This is a genomic window from Aeromonas crassostreae (assembly GCF_054052445.1).
In genome coordinates this window covers 206,847-223,146 of sequence record NZ_JBSTYM010000005.1, presented here as the reverse complement: position 1 = coordinate 223,146, position 16,300 = coordinate 206,847, and the positions used below count along the sequence as shown (strand labels likewise).

Sequence of the window (16,300 nt, the reverse complement as noted above, 5' to 3'; positions counted from 1 at the left end):
CACCGGTAGCCTGCCCCGCCATATCGATAGCGGCTAGATAACGGGCCTGAACTGACGGCTCCCATTCACAACATCGCCAGAAACGACCAGGGCCCCCCCGGGGGGGGGGGGGGGGGGGGGGCGGGCCCCCCCCCCGTCCTCATTCGTGCAGATAGCAGCGCACGAAGTGGTTGTCGGCGAGCCGGGTCACCGGCGGCATGGCCTCCTTGCAGCGGGCCATGGCCTGGAGGCAGCGCCCGGCGAAGGGGCAGCCGAGGGATTCCGGGGTCCAGAGCGGGATCTCCCCCTTGCGCCCCCCTTCCAGCTCGGCGTGGATGCTCTTCTCGGGGTCGGGCACCGCCGAGATGAGCAGCTGGGTGTAGGGGTGCTGGGGGTGGTGCAGGATCTCGTCCACCTCGCCCCATTCGACCATGTGACCCACGTACATCACCGCCAGATCTTCGGCCACGTAGCGGGCGGTGGCGATGTCGTGGGTGATGTAGAGCATGGAGACGCCGAGCTCGTTCTTCATCTGCTCCATCAGGTTGAGGATGCCGATGCGAATGGAGACGTCGAGCATGGAGGTGGGCTCGTCCGCCAGCACCACCTCCGCCTCCACCGCCAGGTTGCGGGCGATGTTGACCCGCTGGCGCTGACCACCGGAGAGCTGGTGGGGGTACTTGGCCGCGGTGGCCTTGGCCGGGGTCAGCCCCACCTTTTCAAGCAGGCCATAAACCATGTCCGGCAGATCCCGCTTGTCCAGCACCTTGCTGTGCAGCAGCAGGGGGCGGGCGATGTGGTGATAGATGGTGTGGGTCGGGTTGAGCGAACCGAACGGGTCCTGCCACACCATCTGCACGCTCTGGCGGTAGTCCAGCAGGGCCGTGCCCTTGTTGAACTCCTCCAGATCCCGGCCGCGATAGAGGATGCGGCCGCTGGAGAGCTTGTACATCTTGGCGATGATCTTGGCGATGGTGCTCTTGCCCGAGCCCGACTCTCCCACCACCGCCAGGGCGCGGCCCCGGTGCAGGTTGAAGGTGATGTCGGACAGCGCCCGCATCTTGCCGCTCTTGATGGCGTTTGAGTTGACCGCGAAGTCCTTGTAGAGGTGCTGGACCTCGATGATGGGAGCCTGGGTATCGGCGATGTGCATGGAAGACTCCTTAACAGCCAGCGGCCTTGGCGAAGATGAGAGGGTCGGATGCCTGTTCGTCGCCGAGGCCATCGGCATAGAGGTGGCAGGCGGTCTGCTGGCCGGGACGGATCTCGGCCAGGGCGGTGTACTCCTGGCGGCAACGGTCGTGCACCTTGGCGCAGCGGGCCTGGAAGCGGCAGCCTACCGGCACTTCCAGCAGGTTGAGCGGGGTGCCCGGTATTCCCTCCAGCACGGTTTTCGGGCCGTGCAGGGGCGGGAAGGAGTTGCCAAGACCCCGGGTGTAGGGGTGCAGGGGCGCGGTCAGGATCGCCTTGGACGGCGCCACCTCCACCAGCTCCCCCGCGTACATGATGCCGATGCGATCGCAGAACTCGACCATGAGCGACAAGTCATGGGTGATGAAGAGGATGGAGAAGTTGAACTTCTCTTTCAGGGCATAGACCTTCTGCAATATCTCCCGCTGCACCACCACATCGAGCGCCGTGGTGGGCTCGTCCATGATGAGCAGCTCGGGGTTGAGGGCCATGGCGATGGCGATCACCAGCCGCTGGCGCATGCCGCCGGAGAACTGGTGCGGGTAATCCTTGAGCCGGCTCGGGTGGATGTCGACGATGGCGAGCAGCTCCTGGGCGCGCTTGATCGCATCAACGCGGGTCAGCCCCGGGTTGTGGGCTTGCAGCACGTCGCAGAACTGCTCCTCCATGCGCAGCACCGGGTTGAGCGCATTCATGGCGGACTGGAACACCACGCTCGCCTGGCGCCAGCGGTAGCTGCGCAGCCGCTCGTCGTCGAAGCCGAGGATGTTCTCCCCCTTGAACAGGATCTCGCCGCCGCTGATGTAGGCGGGCGGCTTGTGCAGCCGGGCCACCGAGAAGGCGACCGTGGACTTGCCGCAGCCGGACTCGCCGGCGAGGCCGAATACTTCGCCGGGGGCGATGTCAAAGCTGACCGAATTGACGGCGCGCACGTCGCCGTTCTCGGTGATGTAGTCGACGCAGAGCTTGCGTACCGACAGCAGGGGTGGCTGCTTCATGCTGTCTTCTCCTGGGCTGTGATGACGGGGGCCGGGGCGGCGAGTTTCTTCCAGCGATTCAAACCCTTGTGGGAGCGGAGCTGCGGGTTGGCGATTTCGTCGATAGCGAAGTTGAGCATGGCCAGGCCTGCGCCCAGGGTGGCGATGGCGAAGCAGGGGGCCAGAATTTCCCACCAGGCGCCCACCAGGATGGCGCTGGAGGTCTGGGCGTTGTAGAGCATGATGCCCCAGCTCACCACGGTCGGATCCCCCAGCCCCAGGAACTCCAGGGTCGCCTCGGTGACGATGGCGTAGATGATGGAGCCGATGAAGCTCACCCCTATGATGGAGATGAGGTTGGGCAGTATCTCCACCAGAATGATGCGCCAGGCCGGCTCCCCCAGTACCTCGGCGGCGATGACGAACTCTTTTTCCCTAAGGGCCAGGGTCTGGGCGCGGATGACCCGGGCGCCATAGGCCCAGGAGGTCAGCCCTATGATGAGGGCGATCACCAGGGGAGAGGCTTCGCCGATGAAGCTGGCCAGCACCAGCAACAGAGGGAGCCCGGGGATCACCAGCATGACGTTCATCAGGAAGGTGAGGCACTCGTCGATGAGGCCGCCGAAGTAGCCGGCGGTGATGCCGATGCTGATGGCCAGGACGCACACCAGCAGGCCGGCCCCGAAGCCCACCATGAGGGAGATGCGGGCGCCGTTGGTGAACTGGGCCCAGATGTCGTGGCCCATGCGGGTGCTGCCCATCACGTATTCGGCGCTGGGGGGCTGGTGGGGGCGGGCGACCCGCTTGGTGGGCTCGTTGCTGGCGAGCAGGGGGGCAAACAGCGCCATCAGCACGAAGGAGACGACGATGGCGAGGCCGAAGGCGGCCTTCTTGTTGCCCAGCAGGATCTTGAGAATGGTGGGCATAGGCATCTTGTTGCCCGGTAACAGAATCTTGAGGATGGTAGGCATACGCATCTTATTTACCTCCGGTACGCAGACGGGGATCCAGGAAGACGTAGAGCATGTCGGCCAGGAAATTGAAACTGAGCATGGTGATGGTCATGATGAGCAGCTGCCCCTGGATGAGCGGGTAGTCGCGCGCCAGTATGCCCTGATAGAGGGTCAGGCCGAGGCCGGGGTAGTTGAAGATCACCTCGGTGATGAGGGAGCCGCCGATGACGAAGCCGAGCGCCATGGAGAGGGCGGTGACGCTGGGCAGGATGGCGTTGCGGGCGCCGTAGTTGAAGATGACCCTGTTGCTGGAGAGCCCCTTGGCCTTGGCCATGGTGATGTAATCCTCGCCGAGCAGGTTGATCATGTTGTTGCGCATGGTGATGAGGAAGCCGCCAATCTGGACGATGGCCAGGGTGCCCACCGGCATGATGGCGTGCAGCATGATGCTCTTGATGTGCTCCCAGCCGTAATCTGCGGTGATCTCCGGGCTGTAGGCGTAGCCGATGGGCAACCACTCCAGACTCACCCCGAACAGGAAGAGGGCGAGCAGGGAGACCACCACGGGGGGGATGGCCTGCATCACCAGGGTGAGGGGAGAGAGGATGCTGTCCATGCGACCGCCCCGGTACCAGGCGGCGAAGATGCCGACGATGGAGCCGAGCGAGAAGCTGATGATGGTGGAGGTGCCCACCAGGAACAGGGTCCAGCCGATGGCGCGACCGAGCACGTCGGCCACCTGCTGCGGGTAGTAACGCACCGAGGTGCCGAGATCCCAGGTGAAGACACTCTTCACGTAGGTGAGAAATTGAGCGCCAATCGGGCCATCCACAAAGCCGAAGGTGGCCTTGAGTGCCTCGAGGGCGGCGGGTTCCATCATGGCGCCGGCCCGGGCAAACATGACGGAGACGGGATCCCCTGGCATGGCTCTGGGTAGCAGGAAGTTAATGGTGGCGGCCACCAGAAAGGCGACCAGATAGAAGGAGAAGCGTCTTAGTATAAATCCCATGATGATACCTTTTACTGCAAGCCTGCCCCGCGCCGGGCATGGCTACCCCAACCCCGGCAGATCCGGGCAATGGGTGGGCGACGGGGAAGAAGGCCCCCCGCAGGGGGCCGAGGTGGTTAGCTGTTCGGCTTGAGGGAGAGCACGTGCAGCAGACGCTCAGGGGTGTCCGGGTGGACCTGGGGCTTGGCGACCGGGTTGTCGGCGCTGAACCAGCCATTGAAGCGCTTGGTGCTGTACTCATACCAGGTCGGGTTGTTGAACACCGGGATGATGGTCTGGTTGGCACCTACCCTTTCCTGGATGGCGAACATGATCTCCTTCTGCTTGGCCCCATCGGCGGTCTGGGTGAAGTCGTCGATCAGCTTGTCGAGCTCGGGATCCTTGTAGCGGTTGGCCGCGAAGCGGTTGCCACGCTCGCCCATGTTGCGCGAGTGGAAGGCGGTCTCGAAATACTTGTGCGGGTTGGCGCCGGCAAAGTATCCCTGCAGGGCCACATCGAAGTCACCGGTGACCAGGGCTTCGGTCCAGACGGTGGCTTCCGGGGTGGAGGTCTTGGCGTTCAGACCCAGGGCCTGCAGCCCTTCCACGCCGATCTGGACTGTGTTGACCCAGTCGGTCCAGCCGTTGGGTACCAGCACCTTGAACTCGATCTTCTTGCAGCTCGGGGTATCGAGGAACTTGTCGCCGTCACAGTCCTTGTAGCCGGCCTGCTTGAGCAGTGCCTTGGCACCCTCGATGTCGAACTTGCTGAACTTGCCGTACTGCTTCTCGACCGCCGGGTTGTCCCAGGAGGCGAACGCCTTGCCCAGACCTGACGGATAGTCGTTGACCGTGGGGTAGCCGTAGCCGGCGATGTCCACCATGGACTGACGGTCCATGGCCATGGAGAAGGCGCGGCGGAAGTTCACGTCGTTGAAGGCTTCCTTGTTGCCCGGATCCTTGCTCTGGAAGTTGACGTTGAAGGCCACCGTGCCGGAGGCGGGGAACCAGTACTTGTTGTTCTTGGGATCGTTGCCGACGTAGAGACGCTCGATGTCCGGCACGAAGGAACCGAACCAGTCCACATCCCCCTTCATGACGGCGGCCAGCACCTGGTCATTGGTGGCCATCTGCGGCATGCGGATGCAGTCGATGGCCAGGTTGGCGTTGTCCCAGTAGTGGGGGTTGCGGCACTGGGTGTAGAGCTGGGCGGAGAAGTTGTCCACCTCGGTGAAGGGGCCGGTGCCGACCGGCTTGTCGTTGGTGAAGGCGACCGGGTCTTTCACCGCTTTCCACTGATGCTCTGGCACGATGGGCACCAGCACCAGGTCATTGACCACGTTGGTGTTCACCTCGGCCAGATCGAACCTGATCTTGTGCTCACCCAGCTTCTCTATGCCCTTGATCTGGGTCCAGATGGAGCGTTCGTCCAGGGCCTTGTTGGCCTTGACCAGGTTGAAGGAGTAGATGACGTCATCGGCGGTGAAGGCTTCACCATCGGACCATTTGACCCCGTCGCGCAGGTCGAAGGTGACCGACTTCAGGTCATCGGCGAAGGCGTAATTGGTGGCCAGACGATAGACGGGTTTGCCACCCTGCATGTCGTTGAAGATCACCAGGGGCTCATAGATGAAGTGACGGGTGGTGTGCAGCAGGCCCGCCTGCAGGAAGGGGTTGAAGTTCTTGACCCAGGCTGTCTCCTGTTGGGCGACCAGGGTCAATACAGTCTTGTCGGCGGCCATGGCGCTGCTGGTGGCACCAGCGATCATCAGGGTTCCCAGCATGACTGAGGTGGCTATTTTGGATACTTTGGCAAGCATATTTTTTCCTTTCTTATTGGTCTTCCATGTTTTGGAATGGAGCACCGGATCCCATGCTTGGATACCGGCCCTCGATGTTGGTCAGGTTTTTCACCCTTGTCGTTATCTCATCCAACGCCCCTAGCAAAGCAGAGTTAACAGAAGAACAACAAGTGCTGATTTCGTCGATTTCGTAAAAACTGCACCCCCTTCGTCATTCTCGTTAAAATGGCTTTTAAATCCTTTTAAATTATAGAGTTATATTTATTCACGCCAAGCATCAAGTGACGCAGAAAACCCGACGTCTGCCGATAGTGTGAAGCTGATCGTCCCTCTTTTTTCTGCTCTTTGCCGCCCTTTTTTTGGCGCAAAAAACAAGAGCCAAAAGACCCTCTGACTCCGTGCGCCTGTTCACACAATGGACCCGGCTGTGCCGAAGGGGCAGATTGGCGACGGGGAGGGCTGGGGGACAAGATGAGGGCTTGAACTTGAACTTGAACTTGAACTTGGAGGCGGGTGCCCGGAGCTGGATGCCAAGCCTGGCTGCCCCGGGCTTGGACGCCAGGGGCTCAGGCTCGGCTTCAGGTCCGGGTTCGGCTGCCAGGGGGTCAGCCTCGGCTTCAGCTTCGGTCTTGGCCTCAGGCTACTCCTCCGCTCTTGCCAGTGCGGCGGCGATGGCGACCGCTTGCCGCCCAGCCCAGCCCAGCCCAGCCCCCAATCCTGTCCCGGCCTGGTGGCGCCTGGCGTCACCAAGGTGTCATGGACAAGGCAAGTATCGCGGCAAGGGAGCTGCCATGGGCAGGGAGAGTGTGGCGAGCAAGGGCGGGGGCTCCGGCGAGCGGGCGCCGCCACGACGCCGGGGCAAGGGGCCATGGCAGTGCCATGAGAGCGAGAAGGGCACGGGCGTATCCGGGATGGCGGCGGGCGCCATGAAAGCGGGCCCCGTTGGGGGCCCGTGTGCAGGGTGGTGTGGCCTCAGGCGTTGGGCTTGAGGGCGAGCACGTGGAGCAGGCGCTCCGGGGTATTGCTGTGGACCTGGGGCTTGGCGACCGGGTTGTCGGCGCTGAACCAGCCATGGAAGCGCTTGGTGTTGTACTCATACCAGGTGGGGTTGTTGTAGACGGGGATGATGGTCTGGTTGGCCTCGACCCGCTCCTGGATCTCGTTCATGATGGCCTTCTGCCTGGCGAGATCCGCGGTCTGGCTGAAGCCGTCAATCAGCTTGTCGAGGGCGGGATCCTGGTAGCGGGGCGCCGCGAAGCGGTTGCCGCGCTCACCCATGTTGCGGGAGTGGAAGGCGGTCTCGAAGTAGTTCTGGGGGTTGGCGCCGGTCAGGTAACCCTGCAGGGCCACATCGAAGTCGCCCGTGACCAGGTTGTCGGTCCAGACGGCGGCTTCCGGGGTGGCCGTCTTGGCATCTATCCCCAGGGCCTTGAGTCCTTCCACCCCGATCTGGACTGTGTTGACCCAGTCGGTCCAGCCGTTGGGCACTATGATCTTGAACGCAATTTTCTTGCAGCTCGGGGTATCGAGGAAGCTGTCGCCGTCGCAATCCTTGTAGCCAGCCTGCTTGAGCAGCGCCTGGGCGGCGGCCATGTCGAACTTGTTGAACTTGCCGTACTTCTGATCCACCTCCGGGTTGTTCCAGCTGTCGAACAGCTTGCCAAGGCCAGAGGGGTATTCGTTGATGGTGGGGTAGCCGTAACCGGCGATGTCCACCATGGATTGTCTGTCCATGGCCATGGAGAAGGCGCGGCGGAAGTTCACGTCGTTGAAGGCTTCGTGGTTGCCCGGATCCTTGCTCTGGAAGTTGACGTTGAAGGCCACCGTACCGGAGGCAGGGAACCAGTATTTGTTGTGCTTGGGATCGTTGCCGACATAGAGACGCTCGATGTCCGGCACGAAGGAGCCAAACCAGTCCACATCCCCCTTCATGACGGCGGCCAGCACCTGGTCGTTGGTGGCCATCTGCGGCATGCGGATGCAGTCAATGGCCAGGTTGGCGTTGTCCCAGTAGTGGGGATTGCGGCACTGGGTATAAAGCTGGGCGGAGAAGTTGTCCACCTGGGTGAAGGGGCCTGTGCCGACCGGCTGGTCGTTGGTGAAGGCGACCGGGTCTTTCACCGTTTTCCATTGATGCTCCGGCACCAGGGGCACCAGGGCTATCTGGTTGACCACCCCGGTATTGACCCGGGCCAGATCGAATTTGACCTTGTACTGGTCCAGCTTCTCGACCCCGGTGATCTGGGTCCAGATGGCCCGCTCGTCCAGGGCCTTGTGGGCCTTGACCAGATTGAAGGAGAAGATCACGTCGTCCGCATCGAAGCCTTCGCCATCGGACCATTTGACCCCCTGGCGCAGCACGGCGGTGCCAAGGTCCTGATGGTGGGCAGGATCATGGCGCGGCCGGGGCGTCGATTGCCATGGTTGGGCGACAACGAGGCTGCGGCAAGGGGAAGGCTGGGCTGGCAGGCCGATTGGGCCACCGTCGTGGGCCTGATGCACCGCACCTCACCGAAGGGGCCTAGATAAGGGAGCCTGGCAGGGGCAGGGGCGCTGGGCGGCGTGGCAAGGCCCGCCCCGGCTCGGGATCACCCCTTGCGGTTGGCGAGCTGGCGCAGCCGCTGGGCGCTCTGGCTCAGGCTCTGCTGCTGGGTCTCGCCGAGTGGGCACTGTTTGAGTACGTACTCAGCGGTGGCGACCACCGTCTTCCAGCGGGGGGCCTTGGGCAGGGTGTCCAGGCTCAGGTACTTGTCCAGGGTGCGGGTCTGGGGGCTGGATCTGTCCATGTAGACGCGCCACAGCTTGCTCTTCTCGGCCAGCACTATCTTGCCCTTGCCCGTGCTCTGCTGCCAGGCATCGAGGGCGAGGCGCATGGTGTCGACCAGGGCGTGGCGCAGGGGATCCTCATCCTGCTGGCGGATCAGGTTGTCGGCCAGGGAGCGGAATTCGCCCCCGAGCCGGCTCAGCTCACCGAGCAGGTGGTCGTCTTCTATGATGGCCTGGCGCGACAGGCTCTTGAGGGCGTTCTCCAGGGCGGTGATCCTGTATTCATCCGGCGCTATCTGATTGCAGATGAGGGCGTAGGCGTGGCGGTCGTTGAGGCGGATGGGCAGGGCCCGCACCAGGGTCGATTCGCTCTGGCCTGCCACGCAGAACCCCAGGCTCTGTTCGGTGCGGCTCGCCATGTCCGGCCACTGCTCATTCAGGGGCTGGTTGAGCCACTCGTCCAGAGGCAGCCCCTCCATGGCCTCGGGCTCCTGGCCCAGGCGGGTGGCCAGGGCGCGGCTGGCAAACAGCACCACCCCCTGCTCGTCGATGAAGGCCATGGCATCCCCCCCCTCGCCGATGAGGGCGAGCAGCCGCTGCTGATCCTGGCGCAGGCTCTCCTGCAGGCTCAGCCTGTGCTCTATCTCCTGCTTGAGCAGACGGTTCTCCACCAGGGTGGCCCGCCCTTGCCTCGCCTCGAGCAGGGCCCGTACCCGGGCGAACAGCTCCTCCTTGCAGAAGGGTTTGACCAGATAGTCGTTGGCGCCGGCATTGAACCCCTCCTCTATCTCCTTGGGTTGATTGAGGGCGGTGAGCAGCAGCACGGGCAGCTGATCCTTGGGGCTCTGCTGGCGCAGGCGCCGGCAGACATCGAACCCCGACAGGGTGGGCATCATGACGTCGAGCAGCACCAGATCCACTGGCTCGCTCGCCAGCTTGGCCAGGGCGTCGTGGCCGTCGCTGCTCGGCAGTATGCGATAGCCGCAGGGCTGCAAGAGGTGGCGCAGTATGTGCAAATTGATGGGTTCGTCATCCACCACCAGCAGCAGGGGGGCCCCGGGAGGGGGGGGAGGCAGATCTTCGCTCTCCCATTCGGGCAGGCTCAGGGGCATGTGGCGCACCAGGGCCAGCTCCTTGGGGCGAGGCTCGCCGGGGGCGGGCAGGGCATCCTGATGGGAAAGGGGCAGGCAGACGCTGAAGGTGGAGCCGACGCTGGGCTCGCTTTGCACCGTCAGTCTGCCTCCCATCAGCTCGACCAGTTGGCGGGTGATGGAGAGGCCGAGGCCGGCCCCCTGCTTGCCCGCCTCGTTGCTCATCTGCACCAGGGGCTCGAAGATGTGCTCCAGGTTGTCCGGTGCTATGCCGATGCCGGTGTCCGTCACCTTGAGCCAGAGTCCCTGTTCATCCTGGCTGGCGCTCAGCACCACCTTGCCCTGGGGAGTGTACTTGATGGCGTTGCCCACCAGGTTGTAGAGCACCTGTTCGAGCCGCTGCTCGTCCGCCAGCACGGGGGGCAGCTCGTCCGGGGTGATGTCCACCAGGGTCAGCGGCTTGGCCTGCACCAGGTGCTGGCAGAGATCCAGCACCAGCCGCACCACCCCCTTGGGGTTGACCGGCCGTGAGTGGATCTCCAGCTGGCCGTAGCGCATCTGATGGTAATCGAGCAGATCGTCCACCAGGCGCGCCAGGCCATCGGCACTCTTGATGATGAGGCCCAGCTGTTGCTGCTGGCCGTCGCTCAGCTGCCGGCGGCTCGCCAGCATGGCTTCCGCCATCCCCTTGATGCCATGGATGGGGGTGCGCAGCTCGTGGGAGGTGTTGGCCAGCAGCTCATCCTTGAGCTTGTCCGCCTGTTGCAGGCTGAGGTTCTGCTTGTGGGTCAGCTTCACCTGCTGTTGCAGCTCCAGGGTCTGGCGCTCGATCAGCTCTATCTTCTCCTTCACCGAGCGCTGCATGTGGCGAAATGCCTGGGCGAGGCGGTCTATGTCATCCTCGGTACGGGGGATGGCGATGGGGTGATCCAGGGCGCCATCGGCCACCTGCTCGGCCGCGGCGGTGAGGGAGCGCAGGGGGGCCGTGATGGAGTTGGAGAGCCAGCGGGAGAAAAGGATCAACAGCACCAGGGAGCTCAGACCCAGCAGCAGGGAGAGGGTCTCCAGCTTGCGAATGGGATCATAGGCCTCCCGGGTCGAGATCTCGGCGATGAAGGCCCACTCGGTGTCGAATACCTTGACCTGGGTGTAGGCCGCCAGCACCTGGTCCCGTTGGTAAGATTCGAACAGGCCCACACCCTGCTCGCCGGAGAGCGCCTTGAGGATCAGCGGGGTCTCGGGGGGACGAAAATCCGGGGAGAAGCTCTTCTCCACGCTGAAATCCGGCGCCAGCCAGGCATCGGCGCGCATCCGCTTGTCCGGGCCGATCAGGATGGTCTCGCCCGTTTCCCCCAGCCCCTCCCGCTCCCCCATGATCTCGTTGAGCTTGTCCGGGCGCAGCTCGAAGACCACCACGCCGCGCACATAGTCATATTGCATCACAGGGGTGGCGAGGTAGGCGACCACTTCGCCGGTCAGCTCGTTGCGGCCGAAGTCGGTGAACTCGAAGATCTGCTGGGGTGCCTCGCCGCTGTCGAGACGGCGCTTGATGCGGGTGAAGGTGTGGCCAAGGCCGCTGCCCTGGTAGGGGCCCGACAGCAGGTTGGTGGCGAAGTTGGCGCGCTTGGTGACCGAGTAGACCACATCGCCGTTGATGTCGATGAGGAAGATGTCGCTGTAGTTGGACTTGCGCACCATGTCGGCATAGCCGCGGTGAAAACGCTGATGGACCCGGCCATACATCTCGTCCGCCAGTATGAGGGCGCTGATGGCGGGCTCGATGTCGGCGCTCTGGCTGTCGGGTTTGCGCAGCTGATCCCAGGACCCCGTGATGTAGCGCTGCTGGGCGCGCTGACGGGCGGCCTGGGGCGTGGTGCCGAGTTTTTCGAAGGCGCCGGTGAAGCCGTAGAAGCGGCCTATGCTGTTGCCGGCAAAGTCTTGCTGGGAGAAGGCGAGGATCTGGGCCTTGAGGTTGGCGAAGTAGTCTTCCAGCTGGCTCTTCTTGATGTTGCGCACCGACACCAGATGATTGGAGGTCTGGGCGGTGAGGTCTTTGCCATGGGTATGGAGAAAGAAGAGGGCGACCACCAGGAAGGGCACCATGCCCAGCATGAAAAACGCCAGCATCAGCTGTGTCTTGAGTCCGCGCGCCTTGAAAATCCATTTCATCGTCAACACATCATTCAATTGAGAAGCCAGTTAGTAACCACGGCAGTCTCGGGCCAAAGAGTAGTCATTTCAATGGCTTTATCCAAATTTCGCCTGTGGGGTCACAGGGGGCGCACTTTTTTTACGCAAAGCGAATAAAGCCTGAGCAAACGGTGGGGGAGAGGGGAAAAAGCCGCAAAAAAGGGTTGTGCTGCCTCTCGGGGTACGTATAATGCGCCTCGTTGTCAGGCAAGGCCGGGCAGCGAAGTTCAGGCGGGAATAGCTCAGTTGGTAGAGCACGACCTTGCCAAGGTCGGGGTCGCGAGTTCGAGTCTCGTTTCCCGCTCCAAATTGTCTCATCGACACCAAGGATGAGATGTCAAATCAAGGGTTGCCCTTGACCGTGTGGCGCGTTAGCAAAGCGGTTATGCAGCGGATTGCAAATCCGTTTAGTCCGGTTCGACTCCGGAACGTGCCTCCATCTTCCTTCTCGTTTTATCCCTGCTTACCAGTACTAAACGCTCTCTTCTCTGCCGCTGTTTTGTCGCATCGGCAAGGCATCTCCCTCGTTCTATCCGTGCTTTCAAGCATGAAAACGCCCTCTTCTCTGCCGTTATCTTTGCAGCATCGGCCAGAGATCGCCTTCGGCCATCTCCTTCGCTATCCCTGATCCAGCAAGAATTCACACCCGAGCGTCTGCCATTTGCCGACCAGATAGCGTTGCAATGATTTCGCCTCCTGCTGCGGCATGGACGACGCTGGCATCCTTCTCTCCTCCAGCTCGGCCATCTGCTGCCTGAGCAGGCCGCATTGCCACAGGCTGACGCTGGGTACGCCCTTGTCAGCGAAGGTTATCCTGTCATCGAGATTGCCGCGCCACTGCTGCCATTCGCCATGGGCCAAGAGGGCGAGCAGCGCCAGGATCATCAGCTTGCCAACCTTCATCCTTCATGCCTCCCTGCCATCCCTGTGCTAACTCTGGTCAAGGGATCCGGCCTTGACAAGTCATGTTGTATTTTCGTTAAAAAACGTAATTCACACTCATCTTTAGCCTTTGCGGCGAAGCGTTGACCATGAAAGGGAAAATGGTGTAGTAATCCAACAACGATTGGCGTAAACTTTGTTCAGTGGTCTTACCAGTGAGGCGTTCCATCATGTTTCATCCCTTCTCCCTGATACACATCCTCGTGCGTCGTACCCTGGTGCTCCTGATCGGTGCGCTGGCGTTGCCCGTCATGCTGTTTCGCCGCGATCGGGCCCATTTTTACAGCTATCTGCACCGGGTCTGGTGCAAGACCAGCACCAAACCCGTCTGGCTGAAGATGAGCGAACGGGGCGAGCGCATCTTCTACTGACCCAGGCAGAAGACGTCGAGACGCAAACGGCAGAAAGGCAGCATGGGCTGCCTTTTTTTTATTTCTTTTTTTTGTGTTTTAAAACAGAGTTTTAGGGATATTTCCTTGCAGGGAAAGTGGGGGGGATGCCCTTTATGAGAGGCCAGGCTGAAAGCGTTGTGGCCTGGGGCCGGTTCTATAGAGTGATCCGCGCCGCGGTTCATTCAACCCGTCGACCTCTCTATTGATAAGGAAGCTGAACATGAAGATATCGATCGCTCACGCCTGTGCCATGACAGGCCTGCTGGCCCTGGGCAGCCAGTTCATCGCCGCGCCCGTCCAGGCGGCCGAGGAGAAAGAGAAGTGCTACGGCGTCGTCAAGGCGGGCCAGAATGATTGCGCGACCAAGAGCAGCTCCTGCGCCGGTACCGCCAAGACGGATGCCGCAGGTGACGCCTTCGTGGTCATGCCCAAGGGGCTGTGCGAAAAACTGGTCGGTGGCAGCCTGCAGCCGAAGTGAGCACTCATGGGGTGGCGCCGTCATGACGCCACCCCAGGGGTCAGATGAGGAGAGAAACCATGCACAGCGCCATCGGCATCGGTCTGCGCCCGCCCCATTATGACGTCATGCTGGCGACCCGGCCCGCCATCGGCTGGCTCGAGGTCCACAGCGAGAACTATTTCGAGCCCCACAGTCGCGCCTTCGCCGTCTTGTCGGCCCTGGCCGAACACTACCCCGTCAGCCTGCACGGCATCGGCATGTCGCTGGGATCAAGCGATCCCCTCGACCCTGACCATCTGGCCCGGCTGCGCGCCCTGGTGGCCAGCCTCAAGCCGGCGAGAGTCTCGGAGCACCTGAGCTGGGGCAGCGTGGATGGCCGTTACTTCAATGATCTGCTGCCCATGCCCTACACCCGGGCGGCCCTGGCCAGGATGAGCGACAAGGTGAAGCGGGTGCAGGATCTGCTGGGCTGCGAGCTGCTGATCGAGAATCCCTCCTCCTACCTGCAATTTGAGGGGGAGATGCCGGAGTGGGAATTTCTGGCCCGGCTGCAGCAAGAAAGTGGCTGCGGCCTCTTGCTCGACCTCAACAACCTCCATGTCAGTGCCTTCAACCAGGGCTTCTCCTGCGCCGACTACCTGGCCGCCATCGATCTGGCGACGGTCAAGGAGATCCACCTGGCCGGCTTTACCGACAAGGCGCTCCCCGAGGGGCACCTCTATATCGACACCCACAGCTGCCCCGTGGCCGAGCCCGTCTGGGCCCTGTACCGCAGCCTCTGTGCCAGGGGGCCCAGGCCGACCCTGATCGAATGGGACAGCGAGATCCCGGCCCTGCCCGTACTTATCGCCGAGGCGGACAAGGCCAGCCTGATCCTGGAGGCGGCCCTGGCCGAGGGGAAGGAGCTGAGCCATGTCTGACGCCATGGCCCATGATCCTGACTTGCTCGGCCTGCAGCGGGCGTTTGCCGCCAGCCAGCTGGGGATTTCCGATGAGGTCGCCGCCCGGGTGAGGCCGGGCCGCTTCACGCCCGAGGCCCTGCTGCAGCTTTATCGCAACAACTTCATCCTCAGCCTCACCGAGGTGCTGGCCGCGACCTATGGCGCGACCCGGGCCATGGTCGGCGAGGCATTCTTCGATGCCGCCGCCCGCGGCTTCATCCTGGCCTCTCCCCTTGAGGAGGGGTACGTCATGGGTTATGGCGCCGGGTTTGCAGACTGGCTGCGCGGATTGCCGACCACGGCGCACCTGCCCTGGTTGCCCGAGCTGGCGCTGTTCGAGTGGCAACTCGAGCGCACCGCCCTGCTGCCGCCCGAGACGCGGCGCTGGCAGGGGCAGGCGTTGGCGGTCCTGGCCCTGGAGGCCTGGGGGCGGGTGCGACTGCTGCTGGCCGACAACCTGACCCTGCTCCATTGCCGCGCCGATGTGGTCGGGTTGTGGCGCATGGCGCTGGCGCAAGGGGATCTCCCCGCAAATCCCAACGCCCCCTGCTGGCTCGCCCTGCAAAAACAGCCGGACTTCAGCGTCGTGCCCCTGCCCCTGGCAGAGGGGCACTATCGGCTGCTGCATGCCTGCCAGTTGGGGGCGACTCTGGCCTCCCTCGACGCTGAGCCCGAGCTGGCAACCTTGCTGCCAGCCCTGGTGAGGCGGGGCTTGCTGGTGGGGTTTTCACAAGATGAGGATGATCCCGTCGCAGCGCCATCTGCCGCCATGCCATTGGCCGGGACAGGGCCCGGCGATGCCGGGTTCGCCGATACACAAGGAGAGAGTCGATGAGAGCATGGATCGCACGGGGCCAGCAATGGGCCGAACGTTGGCAAGGGGCCCTGGCGGGGGCGGTACTGCTGCTGGCCAGGCTCTGGGTCGCCGCCGTCTTCCTGAGAGCCGGCTGGCTCAAGTTCACGGCCTGGGATTCCACCCTCTATCTGTTCGAGTTCGAGTATCAGGTGCCCCTGCTGCCCTGGTTGTGGGCGGCCTATCTGGGCACGGCGACCGAGCTGCTGCTGCCCCTTTTCCTGCTGGCGGGCCTCTTCACCCGGCCCGCCGCCCTGCTGCTGTTCGGCTTCAACGCCATGGCGGTCATCTCCTACCCCACCCTGTGGCCGGGGGGCTTTTACGATCACCAGCTGTGGGGCTGGATGCTGCTGACCCTGGTGGTGTGGGGCGCAGGCCCCCTGGCGCTGGACAGCTGGCGCCTTGCCAGGGGCCGCGGGGGCCATTAGGTTGGGAGCCAAATGAGGGGTATAAGCACCCCTCTTGTTCATCATGGTGACGGGGGCGATGGTCTCCGTCATGGACCCAAGGAGAGAGAGGATGGTGCGCGAGGCCCTGACCGCCGATATTCCCGCCCTGGTGCGTCTTCGCATGGCGCTGTTTTGCGAGCTGGGGGGGCTGTGGCTCCATGCCAGCACGCAGGGGCGAGCGCTGTACGAACAATTCGGTTTTGCGGGCAATCCAGCCTGCCTGGAGTGCTCGCCAGCCCCCTGATGCCCGGCGCCCGCTTTTCACACTGATCCCGATGGGCGCCTGCCTCGTACTGGAGTCCTTGGCGACGTAGTCGCTTTTCTAT

13 protein-coding genes, 2 tRNA genes and 1 pseudogene are annotated in these 16,300 nt (G+C 63.0%); 8 read left to right on the top strand and 8 right to left on the bottom strand.

Features of this window, described 5'->3' with window-relative positions; all coding sequences use genetic code 11:
* Positions 1-139: 139 nt before the first annotated feature.
* The 7 genes and pseudogenes from ACW5W4_RS06275 to ACW5W4_RS06245 form a co-directional block, all read right to left on the bottom strand.
* On the bottom strand, positions 140-1,132 hold the full coding sequence (locus ACW5W4_RS06275) for an ABC transporter ATP-binding protein (protein WP_408772242.1): 993 nt from the start codon (positions 1,130-1,132) through the stop codon (positions 140-142).
* A 10-nt stretch (positions 1,133-1,142) separates the two neighbouring features.
* On the bottom strand, positions 1,143-2,168 hold the full coding sequence (locus ACW5W4_RS06270) for an ABC transporter ATP-binding protein (RefSeq protein WP_456688783.1): 1,026 nt from the start codon (positions 2,166-2,168) through the stop codon (positions 1,143-1,145).
* Positions 2,165-3,079: an ABC transporter permease gene (locus ACW5W4_RS06265; RefSeq protein WP_456688791.1), complete on the bottom strand. Its 915-nt coding sequence runs from the start codon at positions 3,077-3,079 to the stop codon at positions 2,165-2,167. The genes ACW5W4_RS06270 and ACW5W4_RS06265 overlap by 4 nt, the downstream gene beginning before the upstream one ends.
* Positions 3,080-3,125: 46 nt before the next feature.
* Positions 3,126-4,109 carry an ABC transporter permease gene (locus ACW5W4_RS06260; RefSeq protein WP_041999795.1) on the bottom strand — a complete coding sequence of 328 codons (984 nt, stop codon included), beginning with the start codon at positions 4,107-4,109 and terminating at the stop codon, positions 3,126-3,128.
* A 116-nt stretch (positions 4,110-4,225) separates the two neighbouring features.
* The gene (locus ACW5W4_RS06255) at positions 4,226-5,908 is read right to left on the bottom strand and encodes an ABC transporter substrate-binding protein (RefSeq protein WP_408796384.1); all 1,683 of its coding nucleotides are present in this window, start codon (positions 5,906-5,908) and stop codon (positions 4,226-4,228) included.
* A 954-nt stretch (positions 5,909-6,862) separates the two neighbouring features.
* Positions 6,863-8,248: pseudogene (locus ACW5W4_RS06250) on the bottom strand (ABC transporter substrate-binding protein); the annotation flags it as partial.
* A 230-nt stretch (positions 8,249-8,478) separates the two neighbouring features.
* Complete coding sequence (locus tag ACW5W4_RS06245; protein WP_456688782.1) at positions 8,479-11,916, bottom strand: ATP-binding protein; 3,438 nt, start codon at positions 11,914-11,916, stop codon at positions 8,479-8,481.
* Between the two features lie 252 nt (positions 11,917-12,168).
* Here ACW5W4_RS06245 and ACW5W4_RS06240 point away from each other — a divergent pair.
* Positions 12,169-12,244, top strand: a tRNA-Gly gene (locus ACW5W4_RS06240).
* Positions 12,245-12,302: 58 nt separating this feature from the next.
* Positions 12,303-12,376: transfer RNA gene (locus ACW5W4_RS06235), tRNA-Cys, on the top strand.
* Between the two features lie 179 nt (positions 12,377-12,555).
* On the opposite strand, the gene ACW5W4_RS06230 is transcribed toward ACW5W4_RS06235, so the two are convergent.
* Entirely contained in the window at positions 12,556-12,840 is a 285-nt protein-coding gene (locus ACW5W4_RS06230; RefSeq protein ID WP_456688781.1) for a hypothetical protein, read from the bottom strand.
* A 209-nt stretch (positions 12,841-13,049) separates the two neighbouring features.
* On the opposite strand from ACW5W4_RS06230, the gene ACW5W4_RS06225 reads away from it, so the two are divergent.
* From ACW5W4_RS06225 to ACW5W4_RS06200, 6 genes are all read left to right on the top strand, one after another.
* Entirely contained in the window at positions 13,050-13,250 is a 201-nt protein-coding gene (locus tag ACW5W4_RS06225; RefSeq protein ID WP_456688780.1) for a YbfA family protein, read from the top strand.
* A gap of 241 nt (positions 13,251-13,491) precedes the next feature.
* The gene (locus ACW5W4_RS06220) at positions 13,492-13,749 is read left to right on the top strand and encodes a BufA1 family periplasmic bufferin-type metallophore (RefSeq protein WP_456688779.1); all 258 of its coding nucleotides are present in this window, start codon (positions 13,492-13,494) and stop codon (positions 13,747-13,749) included.
* Between the two features lie 59 nt (positions 13,750-13,808).
* Positions 13,809-14,651: an MNIO family bufferin maturase gene (gene bufB, locus ACW5W4_RS06215; RefSeq protein ID WP_456688778.1), complete on the top strand. Its 843-nt coding sequence runs from the start codon at positions 13,809-13,811 to the stop codon at positions 14,649-14,651.
* Positions 14,644-15,507 carry an HvfC/BufC N-terminal domain-containing protein gene (locus ACW5W4_RS06210; RefSeq protein WP_456688777.1) on the top strand — a complete coding sequence of 288 codons (864 nt, stop codon included), beginning with the start codon at positions 14,644-14,646 and terminating at the stop codon, positions 15,505-15,507. Before bufB ends, ACW5W4_RS06210 begins: the two co-directional genes overlap by 8 nt.
* Complete coding sequence (locus tag ACW5W4_RS06205) at positions 15,504-15,953, top strand: DoxX family protein (RefSeq protein WP_456688776.1); 450 nt, start codon at positions 15,504-15,506, stop codon at positions 15,951-15,953. Before ACW5W4_RS06210 ends, ACW5W4_RS06205 begins: the two co-directional genes overlap by 4 nt.
* Positions 15,954-16,044: 91 nt before the next feature.
* A complete protein-coding gene (locus ACW5W4_RS06200; RefSeq protein WP_456688775.1) occupies positions 16,045-16,218 on the top strand; it encodes a hypothetical protein in 174 nt (57 codons plus the stop codon).
* Positions 16,219-16,300: the final 82 nt, after the last annotated feature.